Origin of the sequence: Dermacoccus sp. PAMC28757, assembly GCF_014302635.1 — a bacterium.
Lineage (GTDB): Bacteria > Actinomycetota > Actinomycetes > Actinomycetales > Dermatophilaceae > Dermacoccus > Dermacoccus abyssi.
This window is the reverse complement of record NZ_CP060292.1, coordinates 405,120-424,058: the sequence shown is the minus strand read 5'-3', so window position 1 is coordinate 424,058 and position 18,939 is coordinate 405,120. Positions and strand designations below refer to the sequence as shown.

The 18,939-nt window shown below is 69.3% G+C and carries 18 protein-coding genes and 1 pseudogene; 12 read left to right on the top strand and 7 right to left on the bottom strand.

Annotated elements, in window-relative coordinates; genetic code table 11:
- Positions 1-37: 37 nt before the first annotated feature.
- Positions 38-1,111, bottom strand: a complete 1,074-nt coding sequence (locus tag H7F30_RS02015; RefSeq protein WP_187036374.1) for a 3-hydroxyisobutyryl-CoA hydrolase — start codon at positions 1,109-1,111, stop codon at positions 38-40.
- A 95-nt stretch (positions 1,112-1,206) separates the two neighbouring features.
- Between H7F30_RS02015 and H7F30_RS02010 the strand changes: the two genes are divergently transcribed.
- Positions 1,207-2,115, top strand: a complete 909-nt coding sequence (locus H7F30_RS02010) for a glycerophosphodiester phosphodiesterase family protein (RefSeq protein WP_255464924.1) — start codon at positions 1,207-1,209, stop codon at positions 2,113-2,115.
- 110 nt (positions 2,116-2,225) lie between these two features.
- Here the strand turns inward: H7F30_RS02010 and H7F30_RS02005 are convergent, their stop codons facing one another.
- Complete coding sequence (locus H7F30_RS02005; protein ID WP_187036370.1) at positions 2,226-2,762, bottom strand: VOC family protein; 537 nt, start codon at positions 2,760-2,762, stop codon at positions 2,226-2,228.
- Positions 2,763-3,000: 238 nt separating this feature from the next.
- Between H7F30_RS02005 and H7F30_RS02000 the strand changes: the two genes are divergently transcribed.
- Complete coding sequence (locus H7F30_RS02000) at positions 3,001-3,417, top strand: ATP-binding protein (protein WP_047310719.1); 417 nt, start codon at positions 3,001-3,003, stop codon at positions 3,415-3,417.
- Positions 3,418-3,603: 186 nt separating this feature from the next.
- Complete coding sequence (locus tag H7F30_RS01995; RefSeq protein ID WP_187036368.1) at positions 3,604-4,497, top strand: DUF5926 family protein; 894 nt, start codon at positions 3,604-3,606, stop codon at positions 4,495-4,497.
- Between the two features lie 156 nt (positions 4,498-4,653).
- On the opposite strand, the gene H7F30_RS01990 is transcribed toward H7F30_RS01995, so the two are convergent.
- Positions 4,654-6,822, bottom strand: coding sequence for a hypothetical protein (locus tag H7F30_RS01990; protein WP_187036366.1), 2,169 nt, complete (start codon positions 6,820-6,822; stop codon positions 4,654-4,656).
- 73 nt (positions 6,823-6,895) lie between these two features.
- On the opposite strand from H7F30_RS01990, the gene H7F30_RS01985 reads away from it, so the two are divergent.
- Genes H7F30_RS01985 through pheA form a run of 3 tightly spaced genes read left to right on the top strand, consistent with a single transcriptional unit; the run spans position 6,896 to position 8,961 of the window.
- Positions 6,896-7,522: a TMEM165/GDT1 family protein gene (locus tag H7F30_RS01985; protein WP_187036364.1), complete on the top strand. Its 627-nt coding sequence runs from the start codon at positions 6,896-6,898 to the stop codon at positions 7,520-7,522.
- Positions 7,523-7,555: 33 nt separating this feature from the next.
- Positions 7,556-7,984 (top strand): DUF4446 family protein, encoded by a 429-nt coding sequence (locus H7F30_RS01980; RefSeq protein WP_187036362.1) that lies wholly within the window; start codon positions 7,556-7,558, stop codon positions 7,982-7,984.
- Entirely contained in the window at positions 7,981-8,961 is a 981-nt protein-coding gene (gene pheA, locus H7F30_RS01975) for a prephenate dehydratase (protein ID WP_187036360.1), read from the top strand. The genes H7F30_RS01980 and pheA overlap by 4 nt, the downstream gene beginning before the upstream one ends.
- 71 nt (positions 8,962-9,032) lie before the next feature.
- Here pheA and H7F30_RS01970 read toward each other — a convergent pair whose 3' ends face one another.
- The 3 genes from H7F30_RS01970 to H7F30_RS01960 all read right to left on the bottom strand — a co-directional run bounded on the left by H7F30_RS01970 (position 9,033) and on the right by H7F30_RS01960 (position 12,233).
- The gene (locus tag H7F30_RS01970) at positions 9,033-9,179 is read right to left on the bottom strand and encodes a hypothetical protein (RefSeq protein WP_156170139.1); all 147 of its coding nucleotides are present in this window, start codon (positions 9,177-9,179) and stop codon (positions 9,033-9,035) included.
- Positions 9,180-9,263: 84 nt separating this feature from the next.
- On the bottom strand, positions 9,264-10,682 hold the full coding sequence (locus tag H7F30_RS01965) for a hypothetical protein (RefSeq protein ID WP_129666141.1): 1,419 nt from the start codon (positions 10,680-10,682) through the stop codon (positions 9,264-9,266).
- A gap of 147 nt (positions 10,683-10,829) precedes the next feature.
- Positions 10,830-12,233, bottom strand: coding sequence for a hypothetical protein (locus H7F30_RS01960; RefSeq protein ID WP_187036358.1), 1,404 nt, complete (start codon positions 12,231-12,233; stop codon positions 10,830-10,832).
- Positions 12,234-12,566: 333 nt separating this feature from the next.
- Between H7F30_RS01960 and H7F30_RS01955 the strand changes: the two genes are divergently transcribed.
- Positions 12,567-13,736, top strand: coding sequence for an acyl-CoA dehydrogenase family protein (locus tag H7F30_RS01955; protein WP_187036356.1), 1,170 nt, complete (start codon positions 12,567-12,569; stop codon positions 13,734-13,736).
- A gap of 13 nt (positions 13,737-13,749) precedes the next feature.
- Here the strand turns inward: H7F30_RS01955 and H7F30_RS01950 are convergent, their stop codons facing one another.
- On the bottom strand, positions 13,750-14,214 hold the full coding sequence (locus tag H7F30_RS01950; protein ID WP_047310709.1) for a GNAT family N-acetyltransferase: 465 nt from the start codon (positions 14,212-14,214) through the stop codon (positions 13,750-13,752).
- A 59-nt stretch (positions 14,215-14,273) separates the two neighbouring features.
- Between H7F30_RS01950 and H7F30_RS01945 the strand changes: the two genes are divergently transcribed.
- The 5 genes and pseudogenes from H7F30_RS01945 (at position 14,274) to H7F30_RS01930 (ending at position 18,918) form a co-directional block, all read left to right on the top strand.
- Positions 14,274-15,290 carry an NADP-dependent oxidoreductase gene (locus H7F30_RS01945; protein WP_187036354.1) on the top strand — a complete coding sequence of 339 codons (1,017 nt, stop codon included), beginning with the start codon at positions 14,274-14,276 and terminating at the stop codon, positions 15,288-15,290.
- 8 nt (positions 15,291-15,298) lie between these two features.
- Positions 15,299-15,676, top strand: a complete 378-nt coding sequence (locus H7F30_RS01940) for a nuclear transport factor 2 family protein (RefSeq protein ID WP_047310707.1) — start codon at positions 15,299-15,301, stop codon at positions 15,674-15,676.
- A 293-nt stretch (positions 15,677-15,969) separates the two neighbouring features.
- Positions 15,970-16,074, top strand: a pseudogene (locus H7F30_RS15030) (NADP-dependent oxidoreductase); the annotation flags it as partial.
- 314 nt (positions 16,075-16,388) lie between these two features.
- Positions 16,389-17,627: a D-alanyl-D-alanine carboxypeptidase family protein gene (locus H7F30_RS01935; protein ID WP_187036352.1), complete on the top strand. Its 1,239-nt coding sequence runs from the start codon at positions 16,389-16,391 to the stop codon at positions 17,625-17,627.
- A gap of 34 nt (positions 17,628-17,661) precedes the next feature.
- The gene (locus H7F30_RS01930) at positions 17,662-18,918 is read left to right on the top strand and encodes an FAD-binding protein (protein ID WP_187036350.1); all 1,257 of its coding nucleotides are present in this window, start codon (positions 17,662-17,664) and stop codon (positions 18,916-18,918) included.
- The last annotated feature ends 21 nt before the right edge of the window (positions 18,919-18,939 follow it).

Here is an 18,939-nt window from a genome sequence, read left to right as displayed (position 1 = left end):
GCTCACAGACCGGGCCGTTCGTCACAGCAGAGAAGCGTCAGTCGAAGAGACGCGCGACCTGCTCGTCGGTGATCTCGTCGAACGAGCTTTGAGACCACGTCGGCGCGCGGTCCTTGTCGACGAGCTGCGCGCGCACGCCCTCGACGAAGTCGCCGTGTTCGACGAGGCCGCGGGCGAGGCGTTTGTCCTGGTCGAGCACCTCGTGAACCGAATCCATCGACGCGGCGCGACGCAAAGCCTCGAGGGTCGCCGCCACGGACAGGGGCGAACGCTGAACGAGCAGGTCAGCAGCTTCGCCGGCCGCCGTCTCGTCCGAGTCGCGAAGACGGGCCAGGACGTCCGACGGCGCGCGCAATTGCTCGCCGGATCCGAAGGCGTCGTCGATCCACGCGCGATCGCTCTCCAGCGAGGAGTCCGCGCTCGTCGTGAGGCCGGCGACGGCCTCGTCGCGGGTGGCACCGTCGGCGAGGCGCTCGATGACGGTCGCCCACGAGACAGAGTCGATGACGGCGTCCGAGAGCCCGACGTAACAGGAGTCGTGCCCGTCGACGGTGGTGCCGGTGAGCGCGAGGTAGGCGCCTGTGCCGCCGGGTGCGCGCGAGAGGAGGTAGAGAGCGCCTACGTCCGGGAAGAAGCCGATGATCGTCTCCGGCATCGCAACCTTCGTGCGCTCCGTCGCGACGCGCAGACCGGCGTAGGCGGAGATGCCGACGCCGCCGCCCATGACGATGCCGTCCTGGCAACTCACGATGAGTTTCGGGTAGTCGGCGATGGCCGCGTTCATACGGTACTCGTGCTCGAAGAAACCGAACGTGCGCTCGTGCTCGCCCTCGAGGAACGCTTCGCGGACGCCGCGCACGTCGCCGCCCGCGCACAGGCCGCGTTCGCCGGCGCCTTCGATCGTCACGGAGGTGACGGAGTCGTCGTCGCGCCACGCGTCGAGGCACTCACGCACGGCATCGACCATGTCGGTGGTGAGCGCGTTGATCGCCTTGGGGCGGTTGAGCATGATGCGGGCCAGCGAGCCGGTGCGCGCCGCGAGCACCTCGGAGGTGCTCGTTGGAGTGAAGCCGGCCGCGGCAAGTTCTTCGGGAATCTCCTGCGTACTCATGAGGCTCCTCGTGAAATCGTGGGCATGTGCCGTCGCCGTCACCCTAGTCGGCGGGCGGCGCGCCCGGTTCGCTCCTCGCGGTAAGGATGATCGACGTGCCCGCTCAGCCCCAGCGCCCGGCGTTGCCGAAGCCGACGAAGGTCGTCGCGCACGGGTTCCGTGCGGTGCGCCCGCCCGTGGAGCCGCTCGACATCCCGACGCTGACGGGCCGCCCGCCGCAGGTCGTCGCGCATCGCGGGGCGTCGCACCACGAGCCGGAGCACACCCTCGAGGCGTACGAACGGGCCATCGAGGTGGGCGCTGACGCGTTGGAGTGCGACGTGCGGCTCACCGCCGACGGGCACCTCGTCTGCGTCCACGACCGCACGGCGAAGCGGACGTCGAACGGCACCGGGGCGATCAGCGCGCTCGAGTTGGCGATGCTGGAGGAGCTCGACTGGGGGTCGTGGAAGGCGCGCGTCGGCGCCGACGACCTGGAGCTCGCCGACCGCAACGCGTCGCAGATCCTCACGCTGCGTCAGCTGCTGCGGACGACGCTGGCCGCCGGGCGCCGCGTCGACCTCGCCATCGAGACGAAGCACCCGTCGCGGCACGCGGGGAAGGTGGAGGCCGAACTCGCGCGGGTTTTGGCGGATTTCGGGTTGGACACGCACGACCCGGAGCGCACGAACGTGCGCGTCATGTCGTTCTCGCTGCCGGCCGTCACGCGGCTGACGCGGCTCGCGCCCGAGGTGCCGCTCGCGTGGCTCATGGAGGGCGTCATGCCGCAGCGCATCCGTGGCGGACGGCTGCCGAGCGGCATCTCGATCGCGGCGATCAGCGTCGGGATGCTGCGCCGCAACCCGGGCCTCGTCGCCGAGCAGCACGGCCGCGGCCACGAGGTGCACGTGTGGACGGTCGACGAACCCGACGACGTCCTGCGCTGCCTGCGCAACGGCGTCGACGCGATCATCACCAACAAGCCTGCAGAGGTCCTCGCCGCCCGGGCGGCGTTCTACGGGTGAGCCCCACTCGCGCGAGATGTCGCGCACGTGGGGCTCAACAGGGGTGAGAGTTCCCCACAAGCGCGGGATGTCGCGCGAGTGGGGAACCTTGGGTCCGCGGTCCGCTGATCTCAGGCGCGGGGCTTCGGCATCCAGACCTCGGCCTCGGAGTCGTCGGGGTAGTAGTGGCCGCCGGGGATCGTCTGCAGTTCGATGAGCATGCCCCACGGAGCCTTGACGTAGACGCTGCCGTTGCCTTCGGAATCCTCGTAGCGGCTGTTGCCGTGCACCTCGCTCAGCGCCTCGCCGCCCGCGTCGACGAGACGGCGCAGCGACCCTTCGATGTCGTCGCAGTCGAAGCTGATGTGGTTGAGGCCGAAGTCAGCCAGGCCGGCCGCCGGACGCTGCTCGCCGCTGATCTCGAACACCTCAAGGCCCGGCCCCTCGCCGATGACGAACATGCGCTGACGGTGGATGGCCGCGCCGCGCGGCAGCCCGAGCTGACGCTCCACCTCGGCGCCCTGGCGGGGTTCGTCGTCGGGGGAGAGGCCGTCGTAGGCCACCTTGGCGCCGAGGCCCTCGACGAAGAAGCGCGTGGCCGCCTCGAGGTCGGGCACGGTGACGCCGATGTGCTGGATACCGCGGGGCAGAGGGGAATTCGTCGTCACGACTTCGACGCTAGCGAGGACGGCGGCGAGGCGACAAGGGGCCGACGTCCCGTTCCAGCCGGCTGCGTTTCCTGCGGTTGGTGACGGTGCAACGTCACCAACCGCACCGAACGTCACCGTCTACGAAGCGAGCCCGGCAGCGACTGGGCTGCGGCCGCGAGCTCCAGGCGCTACCGGTCGGTTTTTCACTCGCGTGAGAAACTGTGCACGGAGCACACCCCCAGGGAGAGGAGTCACCGTGTCGAGTGACGCACGCGTCCGAACTGTCCGCCTCGACTGGAGCCTGGAGTCGGTGCCCAAGATTCGCCACGCGATCGTCGACGACCTCTCCGACGGCACCATCGAGGACGACATCATCAGCGAGTGCGAGATGGTCGTCAGCGAACTCGTCACGAACGCGATCCGCCACGCCAAGCCCCTCGCCGACGGCAGTATCCGCGTGCACTGGAAGGTGCGCGCGCCCCGCGTCGAGGTCGAGGTCACCGACGGCGGCAGCGACGACGTTCCCGTCCCCAAACCCAAGGCCGAGTGGGTCAACGCGGGCCGCGGGCTGCGCATCGTCCGCTCCCTCGCGCACGAGTGGGGCGTCACCGACGAGCGCAACGGCCGCACCGTGTGGGCCAGCCTCGGCGGCCCGAGCCGCCGCCGCGCCTGACGCCCGCCTCCGCCGCCAGGCCGACTTCCTGGCCGGGGCACTTCTCTCGATCTGGCCGCGATATGTCGCCCCCGGATCCACACAACGTCCCCGGACACCACGGGTCGACGCCCACCCATCAGCCGCTGATACCTCGCGCGACGGCGGGGCAAGCACCCCTGCGTCGTCACGCCTAGAATCGTGCCCATGGGTAAGGCTTCACGCCGTAAGGGCAAGGAAAACCGGGTCGCGAAAGACCCCTCGCAGCAGCCGGCGCCGTTCGTCGCGCGCCCCTTCGAGGGCCTCGCGAACGAGACCGACTGGGTCGCCATGCGCGAGATCGTGCCGTCCGCCACCGCGAAGGCCACCTTCGAGGTCGACGGCACCGAGCACGAGGCAATCGTCGCCACCATCCTGCCGATGGCGTGGCCCGGCCTGCGTCGCGAGAGTGGCGAGATGATGGTCGCGCTGCAGACCGGCGGCGGCTCCGGCGACGCCAGCCGTGACGTCGCCGCGCAACTCATCGCCGTCACGCAGCTCGAGCCGGGTCAGCCGCTCGCCGCGATGCCGCCCGTCAGCGCCGCCACCCCGCGTCTGCAGGACATCCTCACGAGCACCTCGCTCGAGCCCACGGTGCACGACACGTTCGACTTCTGGATCCCCGAGGACCACGAGGTCGGCGAAGAGGCCTCCATCTCGATGGAGGACGCCAACGACTCCATCGCTCCCACCTTCAAGCTGCCCGGCGTCGACTCGGCGTACTGGGTGCTCATCGGCGACCGCGCTTTCGTGCGCTGGGTGCTCCCGCAGGAGGAGAACAAGGCCACCGACGCTCTCGCGCGCCTGTCGGCGTCGGGCAAGGGCCGCATGCCGAGCAACGACGACGACGGCCGTCTCCTCGGCGCCTTCCGTGCCTGCGGGGTGCTGACGCCGGTGTGGGAGGTCGTCACCACGCGTCTGCCCGAGGAACAGCGCAAGCCGATGCTCGAACTCGCCGCCGCCTACGAGGAGGCCTACGCCTCGCTCGATTCGACGCCGCTCGACGCCGAGGAGCGCCGAGCACGCAACGGCATCGTCTCGCGCCAGATCACGCTTCGCTGAGCGTCGCCACCTGCGCCCCTCGTCCGGTTCGGACGAGGGGCGCAGTGCGTTCGGGGGAACGCGGCGGCGAGGTGACGCGGTGCCAGGTGCGTGCTCGCCGTCAGGGCGCGTTGAGTCCTCAACCCCGCCTCGGCGCGGCACCTTCGAACGCTCGCGTCACTTCTTCGACGGCAGTCGACCGGCCGCAGGAACGCGGGGCGCCTCGTAGGTGGCCGACGACGTGAGGCGGGCGGCCGTCAGCACGAGCAGGGGGATGACGACGAGGGCGCCGGCGGGTGGGATCGACGTGCCGGAGTCGTTCGCGATGAACCCGAAGCCGAGCATGATGATGATCGCGATGAGCCCGTGGCGCAGCATCGGCACACGCACGAAGAGCGGTTGGAGGAAGCGCCCCGGGCCCGTCGGGAAGGCCGTCACGACGACCGCGACGAGCAGCCCGAGGGGCACGAGCCAGTGGAACCAGTGCTGGTTGAGCATGTTCCAGTTCGTGTAGAGGATGCGCTTGACGGGGTTGATCTGCCCGTCGCCGATGAGCCCGGCGAACACGTCACCGAGGTGGGTTCGCTCCGACTCGCCGCGCAGGTAGTCGAGCCACGCGACGCCGAGGACGAAGACCACGCCCGCGAAAGCGGCAGCGACCAGGCGCGTGAACGTGATGCGCCATCCGCGCGCACGCATGGCGAGGTACACGAGCGCAGGCACGAACGCCGCCGAGCCGCCGCCCTCGTTGCCCCACTGCGGCACCCCGTTGACGAGGATCGCGGGCACGCCGATGGCGAGCACCGTGAGCAGCGCCAAACGGGGCCGCTTCATCGCGCGGTAGCGCCCGGCGAGCATCGCGGCCACGAACAGCGCGGACGTCATGAACAGCGCGTACCCGACGTTGCCCATACCGAAGTGGCGCCCGCCGTACACCGGCTGCAGGCCGAGCATCGACACGAGTTGCAGGCGCGAACCCTGCACGACGTCCATGGCGAGCGTGACGGCAGTGAACCCCGCGAGGAAAACGGCCGGCCCGGGCGTCCACCTGCGCCACGGCCCGAGGAAGGCGACGATCGCCGTCGGCACGAGCACGACGAGCACGCTCAACCCGTAGCGCACGAGGGCGTGCTCGTGCAGGTACCAGGCGTAGAGGTTCGCGAGGAACGTGGCGACCGGCACGCTGGCGAGGAGCGCGGCCGTCACGCTCCACCACCATCGGTTGAGTCGCCGGGCTCGAGTCACCTCTGGGCTCTCGGCCTCGGCGTCCTTTCGTGACGGCGGCGTCAGGTGGCCGCCGGAAAGCCGTCGCGCCCGCACGAACAGCCCGACTCCCACGAGCGCGAGTGCCAGGGCGATGGAGAACACCCACGTGAAGAACGGCGCAATGAGGTTGTGCTCGGTGCGCAACAGGGTCTGCATGTTGTGGACCGAGCGGATCGTCGCGGGTGTCGACGTGCGTTCGACCGAGAGGGGCCTGCCCTCACCGAGCGTCGGCGGGTTCGGCACACGTTCGAGGATGAACGCGGAGATGTCGGTCGTCGTCACGAGGCCGGGCTGGCGCGTCGAGCGCGAACGCAGCATGCCGCCGCCGATGTTCGGCCCGTCGAGAATGATGGCGCGCGGCGACTCGGGTCGCTCGTCGTCGGTGAGACCGGTGACGAGGAACGTGGTGTCGATGGGCGCGTTGTCGATGACGTAGCGCAGCTCTGCGTCATTGCGGCTCTCGAGGGAAACGAAGGTCACCGGGCAGGCGCTGAGGGCGTCCTTGGTGAGCGTCGGTGAGTAGTGGCTGACGAAGCCGTCGCGGTTCGCGGCGGCGAGCGTGGCGCGCTCACCGACGGCGGCGACGCACTGTTGGTCGTCCTCGAGGGTGCTCGCGACGAGGCCCATGCGGGAGGGGATGTTGCGACGGAAGGCGACCTTCGACCACGTGTCCCACTGGTGGAAGGTGTAGGTCTGGGTCGTCGGGTTGTGGACGCCGGTGACGGGCTCGGGGCAGAACGAGTTGGTGCCGGAACTGGACGCTATCGGGGGCCCGTACCCCATGGGAGTGCGGGCGCCGGCGCCCAACGTCACCCACGCTGCGTCGCTGCACGTGTGGGCGCTGATGGCGCGCACGAGTTGGTTACCGATGGCGCCGTGACCGGCCATCTGCGCCAGCGTCGGAGTGGTCTCCTCGTTGATGTCGCTCCACGTGAGGCCCGGCATGCCGATGACGACGAGGTTGCCGGGCTGAACGCGGTGCGTGGGAGGCCGGTCGCCCTTGATCGTGCTGATGCCGAACGCCGCTGCCGCGAACGCCAGCGCGGCCGCGAGGACGCTGACGAGCCACCGGCGGAACATCGCTCAAGCATAGGTGTCGGCCCTGAGACGGAGGTGAGTCCCCGGCGGCCCGGCTCGCGTATCGTTGGCCAGCGTGGATATCGCCCTCATGCTGACCGTTTTCACGACGCTGTTCCTCGTGGAACTGCCCGACAAAACGTTCATCGCGACGCTCGTTCTCGCGACGAAGTACCGCCCGTTGTACGTGTGGATCGGCGTGGCCTCGGCGTTCCTCGTGCAGACGGTCGTCGCCGTCGCGTTCGGTGCGGTGCTGAGCAAGCTGCCGGAGACGCCGGTTCACGTCGTCGTCGCGCTGCTTTTCCTCGTGGCCGGCATCCTGCTCATCAAGGGCGCCAAGGACGCTGCCGCCGAGGGCGACGAGGCGGAGGAGGAGTTCGCCGGCAAGGCGAAGCCCGCCGAGGGCCTCAAGGCGATCAGCGCGAGCTTCCTCATCCTCTTCCTCGCCGAATGGGGCGACCTGTCGCAGCTCGCGACGGCCGGGTTCGTCGCCCGAGGCGGCAATCCGTGGGCCGTCGGCATCGCCGCGTTCACGGCGCTCGCGCTCGTCTCGGGCCTCGGTGCGGCTGTCGGCCGCGCGCTGCTCAACCGCATCAGCCTGTCCACGATCCGCGCTGCGGGCGGCGTCGTCTGCCTCATCTTCGCCGCGCTCATGATCGCCGGGCTCGCGGGCGTCGAGTTCCCGAGCTGGGTACCGGCCTGACGCGGGCCGCCCGAGCTTCCCTAGGCTGAACCAATGCTGATCGCCGCTCTCGCCGTCGCCGCCGTGGCGTGCCTCGTCGCGGTGGTCTCGCTGTGGCGCGTCGTGACGTTGGAACGGCGCTTCCGGGTGCTCTGGGGTGACGGCGACGGCCCGAAGGAGGTTGCGCGAGAACTCGCTTCCGCGCGAAGCGAACTTCGCAGCGCAACCGTCGACGCAGGCGACAGCCTCAAGCGTGTGGCGCTCGTGCGTTACGACGCGTTCGGCGACATCGCGGGGCGCCTGTCGTTCTCCGCGGCCCTGCTCGACGACGACGGTGACGGGCTCGTCATCTCGTCGATCCACGCGCGCAGCGAGTCGCGCACCTACGCCAAGAGCATCGAGAACGGGCGGAGCTCGATCGAGCTCACGCCCGAGGAGAAGCAGGCCGTCGCGGCAGCGCGGGCCGGGAAAGAGACACCGTGAGCGCACGCGAGACCTTCGGCTACTTCGGCCCCGAGGGCACATTCACCCAGGCGGCGCTGCGTCAGTGGCACCACCAGCACAACGATGCTGAGGCCGCCGAGGCGCTGCTGGCCGAGTCGGTGCCCTACGCCACCGTCCCGGCCGCGCTCGACGCGGTGCGCGAGGGTGAGGTCGACGCCGTCATGGTGCCGATCGAGAACAGCGTCGAGGGTGGCGTGAGTTCGACGCTCGACGCCCTCAACTCGGAGCACTCCGAGGGCACGCTGCGGCTCGTCGGCGAGGTGCTCGTGCCGATCACGTTCGTCCTGGCGGTGCGCCCCGGCACGCGTGAGGACGCGATCACCGGCGTCGGCTCGCACTCGCACGCCTGGCCGCAGGTGCGCGGGTGGATGGCGAAGAACCTGCCGGGAGCCACGTACGTGCCCACGCTGTCGACGGCGGCCGCGGCGCAAGGTCTCGCGCGCGGTGAGGTCGGCCAGTACCAGGCGGCCGTCTGCGCGCCGATGGCCGCGCAGGTCTTCGGTCTGGAGACGCTCGCCACCGACATCGGTGACAACGTCGGGGCCGTGACGCGCTTCGTCCTCGTCAAGCGTGCCCGTGGGCGGGACGGGGGAAGCTCGACGCCGGAGCCGACCGGCCACGACAAGACGACGCTCGTGCTCTACCAGCACGACGACCGCCCCGGTGGTCTGCTCGAACTGCTCGAACAACTCGCCACGCGCGGCATCAGCATGACGCGCCTCGAGTCGCGCCCGACCGGTGCGGCGATGGGCAGCTACTGCTTCTCCATCGACGTCGACGGGCACGTCGCGGACGAGCGCGTCGGCGAGGCGCTCATGGGCCTGCAGCGCGTTGCCGCGCAGGTCCGCTTCCTCGGTTCCTACGCGCGCGCCGACCGCCGTCCGGTCGACGTCCGCCCGGACGCGAGCGACGAGGCCTACGTCGCTGCCCAGGAGTGGCTCGACTCCCTGCGCTGACGCACAGATGTGACGAAAGGGGCTGCCGCAGTGTCGAACTGCGGCAGCCCCTTCTCGTCGGATCGGTCGGCTCAGCCGGCGTCCTCGGTCTCGACGACGTCGTCGTTGGCGTTGCCCTCGAGGTCGGAGCCCGTCTGCTCGTCGACGGCCTCGTCGGCGTCGGGCGTCGGCGTGTCGGCCACGTCGGAAGCGTTCTTGTCGTTACCCATGTCGCTCATGGCGTCCTCCTCGTGCGTCGTACAGGTCGATTCCTGTTCTACGCCCTCGCCGTCCACGCGTCCAGCATCTCCACCCCGCGGGGGTCAGCGGCGCGTGCGGTAGCGCGGATCGACGAAGGGCGCGTCGTGGTCGGCGAGCCAGCGCAGCACCTGCGGCGCCACCTGCGGGTCGCTGCGCACGAGACGGTCGTGGACGTCACGCAGGTCGCCGTCGATACCGAGCCCGGCGATGATCTGCAGCACGGCGAGGGTGCAGCGGAAGACCTGCAGCCAGCGCTCGTCGGGTTCCGGGGAGAAGGTCACGGGCAGGGAGAAGACGCGCACGTTCCCGGTGAGTTCCTCCGCGCGCGCCACCATGGTGTCCCGCTGACGGCGCAGTTCGTCGAACTCCGAGGACACCTCGTCGACGGGGCGTCCCCCGCCGAGACGCCCGGGCGGGAACTGCGCGGTGTGCAGGAGGGAGGCGTCGTCCTCGACGAGGCAGATCTGCACGAGCTGATTCGTGACGCGTCCCTGTGCGTCGCGGAACGGTGCGTACGGATTGTCGCCGGAAAGGATCGAGCCGTGGTGCGACCAGACGCGCCGCGTCGGTGTCGCCGCGGACAGGAAGTTGTCGTGGATGTCGTTGCGCAGGTGGTCGCTGCGGTACGGGTCCTTGACGAGTTCGCGCGCCAACTCACGCGTCGTCGTGAAGCCGTAGCCGAGCACCATCGCCACGAGGGCGCCGACGTCGTCGGTCCACGGCGTCGTCGTGACGGAGGTGATGACGACGGCCGGAACGCCGTCGTGCGGGCGGTGCACGATGCCGGGGCGGGGGCGTCCGACGTACTGAACGGCCCACGGTGACAACGTCACCGGGGGAGCGGCGTCGGCTGCGACCGCGAAACGCGGCGTCCGTCGACTGACGACGGCGAACGAGTCCTGGAGAGCGTCGGCGAGCCCGGGATGGTCGATCGGCTTGGGCGCGGGACGGTCGGGCTGCGGTTCACGCAGATCGATGCGGTCCGACACGTGCATCGGGTAACCGCGCGGCCCCTCGAACACCGGGAGGACGGCGGCACCGAGGCCGCTCTCCATCGCCCTGCGCACGATGTTGACGACACCTTCGTCGGCCGTGGCGCTCGCGAGGGTGCTCTGGGCGTCGGTGATCTTCGCGCGGATGGTCTGCAGCCGGTAGGCCGCCTCGATGAGTTCCGAGTGCTCCGGTGCGGCCTCGAGGATTCCCATGGCGCGCGGCAGGTACGTCGGGTCGTACGGTGCGTTCCCGGCGGGGTCGTTGCTCATGCCGAGAATGCGGCCGATCACCTTGAGTGACTGCAGCGGCGGCGACGTGGAGTGCCGCCAGCGCTTGATGATCTGTTCGGTGATGGGCGCGGAGAGGCCGGCGTCATCGGCGTCGGCGTTGATCGCGTCTGCGAGGGCCTTGTTCGTGTACCTGCGCAGTTCCATCCAATGCTTGAGTTCGGAGCGGAAAATGTCCCAACTCGCGTCGTGTGCAGCCATCCGTCGAAGGTGCTCCTGGTGGTAGAGGAGAAGGATCCGGGGGCGGGGTGGCGCAGCATGGAGGCGCCGTCGTCTCGCGCTTCGACCTCGAGAAGCAGGTCGAATGTTCAATCTACGGCACAGCGTTGCCAGATTTCCGGTGAAACTTCAGCCGAGATGGTGCGACGACGAGAAGGTCTCGCTGACGAGCGGCGAGCCGTGGTCGGCCAGCCATCGCAGGATCGTCGGCGCGATGTCCGGTTCGTCGCGCGCGAGTCGTTCGTGGATGGGGTACAGGTCGACGTTCACGCCCAGCTCGTGGAGGCGGTGCGTCACGAGCAGCACGGTCTGGAAGACCTGCTCCCAGCGGTCCGAGGCGTCGGTCAGCAGTTCGACCGGCACGGTGACGACGCGGTGGCGCACCTGCTGCATGGTCGGGGAGTCGAGGCGGCTGGCGGCTTCGTCGCGGTCGCGCTTGGCGAGCACGGCTGCCTCCTCCTCGGTGGTGCCGAGCTGCTCGGCGAGCCAGTCGCTCTCGTGGTCGAGGACGGCGTCGGTCTCGACGAGGCGGACGTGGACGAGCGAGGAGGCGACGGCGCCGCTGGCGTCGGTCCAGGGCGCGCCCGGGTTGTCGCTGGGCAGGCCGGCGGCGTGGTGTGACCACACGTGACGCGCGGGCGCCTGGGTGAGGAACTGCTCGTGGACGTCGTTGCGCAGTGCCTCGGTGGCGAACGGGTTGCGCGTCAGTTCGCGAGCGATCTCGCGGGTGCTGACGAAGCCGTAGCCGAGCACCCAGGCGAGCATCGAGGCGACGTCGTCGACCCATGCTCGGGCCGTCTGCGCCGACACGGCGATCGACGGCACGGCGAGGTGCAGCACGTGCCCGCTGCGCGTCGAGGGGCGCCCGATGTGCGGGATGGCCCAGTGCTCCTGCGTCGCGAGGTCGTCGGGTTGGGTGCTGAATCGTGGACCGAGCTCGCCGGGCACGACGAAGTTCTCGACGAACAGCGACCGCATGGAGGGCACGTCGTCGATGCTGCCGAGGCCCGGGCGCGCTGCGCGGAAGTCGATGCGGTCGGAGACGTGCATTGGGTAACCGACAGGGCCGGCCCACACGGGGTAGACGGCTGCGGCGTAGCCGTGCGACATCGCCGTCTGGACGAGGCGGCCGGCGCCGCTTCGTGCCGAGTGTTCGCCGAGGGAGGCACGCACGTCGAGCAGGCGCAGACGCAGCTCCTGCAGGCGGAAGCTGGAGTCGACGAGTTCGCCCGTCGTCGCGGGCTCGTCGAGCAGGCCCATGCGGCGCAGGATGAAGGTCGGGTCGTGCGGAGCGGCGCCCGTCGGGTCGTCGCTCATCTCGAGGATGGCGGCGATGTGGCGAACCGCGGCCAGGGGCGGCGCGGTGGAGTGGCGCCAACGCTTGACCACGTGTTCGTCGAGGTTGACGTCGCTCGACGCCCCGAGGGCGTCGTTCAGTTTCATTGCGAGCGCGCGGCTCGTGAAGTGACGCAGTTCCATCCAGTGACGCAGTTCGCTACGGAACGCGTCCCATCCGGCGTCGTGGCTCGCCATCGGTGTCGACTCCTTCGTGCCGCCCTCCCGGGCGACGTCCTGCGTAGACGCGAGAGTTCTCTCGTGTCGACACTTCGCAACCTGGCGGTTGCAACGTGTTTCAAAAGCGGTGGCTGTGTGGCGATTTTGCAACCTTCGCTCCCGTGTGCACCCCTGCAGGCGAGATCGTAGCCGAACGCTTGTCTCAGATGCGCCGAACTGGGCGATATTCGACGCTGTTTTTCGCCCTTCGGTTTGAATTTCGGTCAAGAGGTTCGGCGGGGGCGAACGCCCGCCGTTCATGTGAGGTGCGGCACACTGGGGGCACCGCCCGTCAGCTCGAAAGGATCAGGCATGAGCCCCACCGCGCCGCTGCCCTACCGATCGCCGTGGATGAACGAGGAACTCGACGATCTGCGCACCCTCGCCCGACGTTTCTGCGAGGACGAACTCGCCGCGCACATCGACCGCTTCCACGAGCAGCACGCCGTGGACCGCGAGGTGTGGACGAAGGCCGGTGAGCTCGGGCTGCTGGGCCTGTCGATCCCCGAGGAGTACGGCGGTGGGGGCGGTACGTTCGCCCACGAGGCCGTCGTCGCGCTGGAGCAGGCACGCGCCGGTGACGACTCGTGGGGCTTTGTCGTGCACTCGATCATCGTGATGCACTACGTGCTCGCCTACGGCACGGAGGAACAGAAGAAGCGGTGGCTGCCGAAGATGTGCACCGGCGAGATGGTCGGCGCCGTCGCGATGACGGAGCCCGGCGCCGGTTCGGACCTCAAGCGTGTGCGCACCCGCGCGGTGCGTGACGGCGACGACTTCGTCGTCAACGGGTCGAAGACGTTCATCACGAACGCCGGCCACGCGGACCTCATCGTCGTCGTGGCCCGCACCGGCGAGCGTGACCCGAAGGCCGGGCACAAGGGCATTTCGCTGCTTGTCGTCGAGACCGATGGCCTTGAGGGATTCGAGCGTGGGCGTGTTCTGCAGAAGATCGGTCAGCACGGCCAGGACACCCGCGAGCTGCACTTCACCGACATGCGCGTGCCGGTCGAGAACGTTCTCGGCGAGGAGGGCCGCGGTTTCTACCACCTCATGGAGCAGCTGCCGCAGGAGCGCCTCGGCCTGGCGTGCACGGCCGTCGGTTCGGCGGAGCTCGCCATCGAGCTGGGCGTCGAGCACGCGAAGTCGCGCGAGATGTTCGACGGCGTCCTCATGGACCTGCAGAACACGCGCTTCGTCCTCGCCGAGTGCTCGACGGACGTGCTCGCCGCCCGCACACTGCTCGACCACTGCATCGGGTTGCACGTCAACGGAGACCTCGACTCCGCGACGGCCTCGCGGGCGAAGTTCTGGACCACCGACGTGCAGTGCAACGTCATCGACCGCGTGCTGCAGCTCTTCGGCGGGTACGGCTTCATGTCCGAGTACCCCATCGCCAAGATGTACGCCGGCGCGCGCATCCAGAGGATCTACGGCGGCGCCAACGAGGTGATGAAGGAACTCGTCGCGCGCTCGCTGTAGCCTGCTGCGGACGTCAGTGGTGGTCGCGCAGGTGCAGGGCGTACCGAACTGAGCGGCCGGTGTCACGGGCCTGCTCGAACCCGCGCGATTCGTAGAGACGGTGGGCGTAGCCGTTGTCGGCCTCGGTCTCGACGATGACGGCGTGGGCTCCGTTGTCGCGGGCCGACGTCACGAGAGCGTCGACGAGGCCACCGCCGACGCGACGTCCGCGGGCGGCGCCGTCGACGAAGAGGTCGGTGAGGATCCACTCGTGGGCGAGGCGGATGGAGTCGAACGCGCGGTAGGCCTGGGCGAAGCCGACGACGCGGTAGCCGTCGCGGGCGACGAGGACGAGCGACTGGCCACCGGCCACGCGCTCCTCGAGGAAGGTGCGGGCGTCGTGCGTCGGGGCCTTGCCGTAGAAGCTGCGGTACTGCTCGAAAAGGCTTGCGACGTCGTCGATGTCGGCCTCGGTGGCGTACGAGATCTCGATGGTCATGGTTCCATCTTGCGCCATGCGGCCAGGGGGTTGTCAGGGGTGTGTGACAAGGTGAGGGCATGACTTTCGACAAGGCCCGCATCATCGTTCTCGCGTCGCGCCCGGAGGGTGCTCCGACGGCCGACAACTTCCGTCTCGAGGAGCGCGAACTGCCCGCGCTCGGTGACGGTGAGCTGCTCGTGCGCAACGTCGTGATGAGCGTCGACCCGTACATGCGTGGGCGCATGAACGACGTGAAGTCGTACGTTCCGCCGTTCCAGATCGACGAGCCGCTCGACGGTGGCGCGGTCGGTGAGGTCGTCGAGTCGCAGGCTGACGGGTTCGCCGCGGGGGACCTCGTGCTGCACGGTCTCGGCTGGCGCGACCTCGCGGTCGTCCCGGCGAAGGGCGCGCGCAAGGTGGAGCGGGAGATCGACGGCGTCGAGATCTCGCCGTCCACGTACCTCGGCGTGCTGGGCATGCCGGGCATCACCGCGTACGGCGGCCTGCTGCGCACGGCCGAGTTCAAGCCGGGCGACGCGGTCTTCGTCTCGGGCGCGGCGGGTGCCGTCGGTTCGCTCGTGGGGCAGATCGCGAAGCTCGAGGGCGCGTCGCGCGTCATCGGTTCGGCCGGTTCGCCGGAGAAGGTGGAGCGCGCCAAGGAGAGCGGTTTCGACGCGGCGTTCAACTACAAGGACGGTGACGTGCGTCGTCAGCTCAAGGACGCGGCGCCCGACGGTATCGACGTGTACTTCGACAACGTGGGCGGCGACCACCTCGAGGCGGCCATCTCGGCCCTCAACCTCAACGGGCGCATCGCGATGTGTGGCGCCATCGCGCAGTACAACTCGGCAGAGCCGCCAGCTGCGCCGCGCAACCTGGCCCTCATGATCGGAAAGCGCCTCACGATGCGCGGGTTCATCCAGGCCGACCACCGCGACCTCGTGCCCGAGTTCCAGGAGAAGATGGCGCGCTGGATCGGCTCCGGCGAGGTCACGTGGGACGAGACGGTTGTCGAGGGGCTCGAGAACGCGCCGCAGGCGTTCATGGATCTGCTCACCGGCGGCAACACCGGCAAGATGGTCGTCACGATCTGAGGCCCACCGTGTCGAACCTGAGCGAAGAACGCCTCGTCACATTGGAGCACCGCGGTTGGCAGGCGCTGTGTTCGCGCACGGGTGCTGACTTCTACGGCCGCCTTATGACCGATGACGGCGTCATGCTCCTGGCGGGCGGGCTCCTGCTCGATCGCGGCGGGGTGGTCGAGTCGCTCGACGGCGCGCCGCCGTGGTCGATGTACGAGCTCAGCAACGTGAAGCTGCTACCCCTCGGCGCATCGGCTGCCGCGCTGACGTACCGCGCCACGGCACGTCGCGGGGACGACGAGCCGTTCACCGCGCTCATGACGAGCGTTTATCGGCTCGTCGACGACGAACCGCGCCTGGCGCTCTACCAGCAGACAGTTGCGCCGCTGCACTCGTGAATCGGGTTAATGCGTCGCATGGGCAGTAGCGCTGTCTCGCTACTGCTCCGATGAAGGTTCCGAGGGCCGCCACGACATCCCGAAGTCGCGTGCCAGGCGAACCGCTTCCGATCCCAGAGGTGACGCTCGGCGGAGGAGCGTTCCGCGGCGGCCGAACGCAGTTCACGGGAGCACGCGGGTCGACCTCGTCGTTCGGGCTGGGCTCCTAGGTCTCGAATCGGGTGGTCAGTTCGTCGGCGTGCTCCAGAATCTTGTCAACTGAGCGGGGCATCTTCGTCACCTCGCAATGTCTCGTGACCGAAGACGAGACGGTTGTCGAGGGGCTGGAGAACGCGCCGCAGGCGTTCATGGATCTGCTCACCGGCGGCAACACCGGCAAGATGGTCGTCACGATCTGAGGCCCGCCAGCCATGGGTGTCGACACGAACTTGCCACCGGGGCCGTTTGAAGGATTCGTGCGCTTCGGGCTGATTGTCGGTGCCGGGGGTATAACGTCCCTCCAAGAGCGAGATCTCCGTCACGCACTGTGGCGGCAACGTCTTCCAAGGGGGCGTCGAAGATCGGTGCCTTCGGGCATCGCGCAGCGTCGTGTGGGCGACTCTGTGATGGCCGGGATTCTCGGCGCTCGCGCTGCCTGACGAGCCCGTCGTCCGTCGCCGGCCACCACCTCGGTCGCCTCGCGAGCGGGCATGCCTGAATCCTGGAGAACTGCATGATCCTCGCCAACCCCCGCAGCTTCGTTGTGGCCGTGACGCTCGCCCTCGGGGGCACGGTCGCGGGGAGCGCCGCCGTCAGCCTCGCGGCGCCCGCCGCGACCTCCACCACGGTGACCCGCGCCACGTTCCAGACCACGAATGTGCGCACGAGCCCGGCCACGAGCTCCGTCCTCGTCGGCAAGATGCCCGTTGGCACAACGGTCACCGGCACGCTTTCCAACGGCTGGGTCAAGATCAGCACCCCCAGCAAGTACGCGGGCAAGTACGTCAAGGACAGCGTTCTTGCGAAGACGACGGCCACTGCCCCGCCGGCCAAGAAGCCGAGCCTCCCCGCGCCGACCGGCACGCCGGCCTGGGTCGGGTACGCCAAGACCTACCTGTACAACAGCGCCGGAACCCAGCTGACCACGATCCCCGTGAACACCAAGGTCACCGGCAAGATTGCCGGCACCAAGCTGTTCAAGATCACCGGCGGGCCCTACAACGGCAAGTACCTGCGCAACATCGACCTGCTGTGGACCGACCCGCTCCGGTCCGGGCCCACCGCACTCGGCACGAACAAAGCGCCCGTCGGCATCACCGTCACCCGGTACGTCATCACGAACCGCGACCCCATCGCGGTGCGCTCGGCGGCGACGACGCACTCCGAGCTCGTGGCGTACATCCCGAAGGGCACCGCACTCAAGGGCAAGTACGTGAGCGACGACTGGTTCAGGATCACCTCTGGCGCTCACACGGGTCGCTACGTCTCGTCGGCCCTCATCTACGCGACCAACACCATGTCCGCGTACAACGGCGTCGCGAAGAAGAACGACATGTGTGCGCTGCCCTCCTGGACCCAGACGAACTGGGCCCCCACGCAGCCCCGGTTCCTGGCGTGCCCGGCCGCGAAGTCGTTCGTCGAGATGAACGCGGCCTTCCGCGCTCAGTACGGCTACGACATCAAGATCGGCGAGGCCTACCGCGACCTGACGACGCAGCAGAAGTACGCTGGCTTCCTCGGATACCCCCGGGCTGCCCGGCCGGGCACGTCCAACCACGGGATGGGCGTGGCCATCGATCTGGAGACCCGCAGCAGCAGCGCCATGTCGGGTACTCCGTATCGCTCCGGCTTCGGCGGCCCTTACGACACGTGGCTCACCGCTCACGGCAAGGAGTACGGCTGGGACCGGCCCGCCTACCTCGACCGGAACGGCTCGAATCCCGAGTCCTGGCACTACAACTTCATCGGCTGACCTCACCCTCGGCCCGCGGGTATAGCGTCGTTTCATGAGCGAGATCCCCGTGACGAACTGGGCCGGAAACGTCGTCTACGAAGCCAGTGCGCGCGTCGCGCCCACGAGCGTCGAGCAGGTGCAGGACGCGGTGCGCGCGGCTCGAGCGTCGGGCAAGCGGCTGCGGGTCGTCGGAACCCGGCACTGCTTCAACGGAATCGCCGACACCGACGGCGTCCACGTCACCCTGCGCGACCTGCCGCGCCGCGTCGAGGTGACGAACGAGGGCACCGCGTGGGTCGACGGCGGCATCACCTACGCCGAGGCGAACGCGGCGCTCGCCGAGCACGGGTTGGCGCTCGCGAACCTCGCGTCGCTGCCGCACATCACCATCGCCGGCGCCATCGCGACGGCGACGCACGGCTCCGGCGTCACGCAGCCGAGCCTTGCGTCCGCGGTGCGTTCCCTCACGCACGTCACGGCCGACGGCGATCTGCGCATCGTGCGTCGCGGTGACGCAGGTTTTGCGCACTACCCCGTGCACCTGGGGCTGTTCGGGCCGATCGTCGAGCTCGAACTCGACGTCGTGCCCGCGTTCGAGATCGCGACGACGGTGTACGAGGGCCTCGACTACGCGGCCGCCGTCGAGCACTTCGACACGCTCGTCAGCGAGCTGTACTCGTTCAGCCTCGCCCCGAACTGGCAGGACGGTGGTCGCGCGCTCCTGTTCGCCAAGCGTCGCGGCGGTGACGCCGCGCCGGCTGAGATCCTCGGAGCCCGCGCCGCCACGAGTGCGCGTCATCCCTCGCCGGGTGCCGACCCCGTGGCCGTCACGGAGCAGCTCGGAGTGGCCGGGCCGAGCTACGAGCGCCTCACGCACTTCCGCTCCGAGTTTGAGCCGAGCGTGGGGGAGGAGGTGCAGTCGGAGTACCTCGTGCCGCGCGAGCACGCCGGTGCTGCCCTGTCAGCGCTGCCGCAGTTCGCCGACGTCTTCGCCACGTTGGCGCACTCGATGGAGATTCGCGCCGTCGCCGGTGACGACCTGTCGCTCAGCCCGATGCGCGGCGCGGACGTCGTCGCGGTGCACATCACGTGGCATCGCGACCCGGACGCCGTCATGCGCTTCCTGCCTCGGTTGGAGGCTGCGCTCGAGCCGTTCGACGCGCGCCCGCACTGGGGCAAGCTCTACGCCACGTCGCGCGAGCGGATGCTCGAACTCTTCCCGGCGCTGCCGGAGGTGGATGCGGAGGCGCGCGGTCTCGACCCCGACGGGATGTTCCGCAACGCGTGGAGCGAAGCCCTGTTCGGGTAGACACCCCAGGGCGTGAGCACC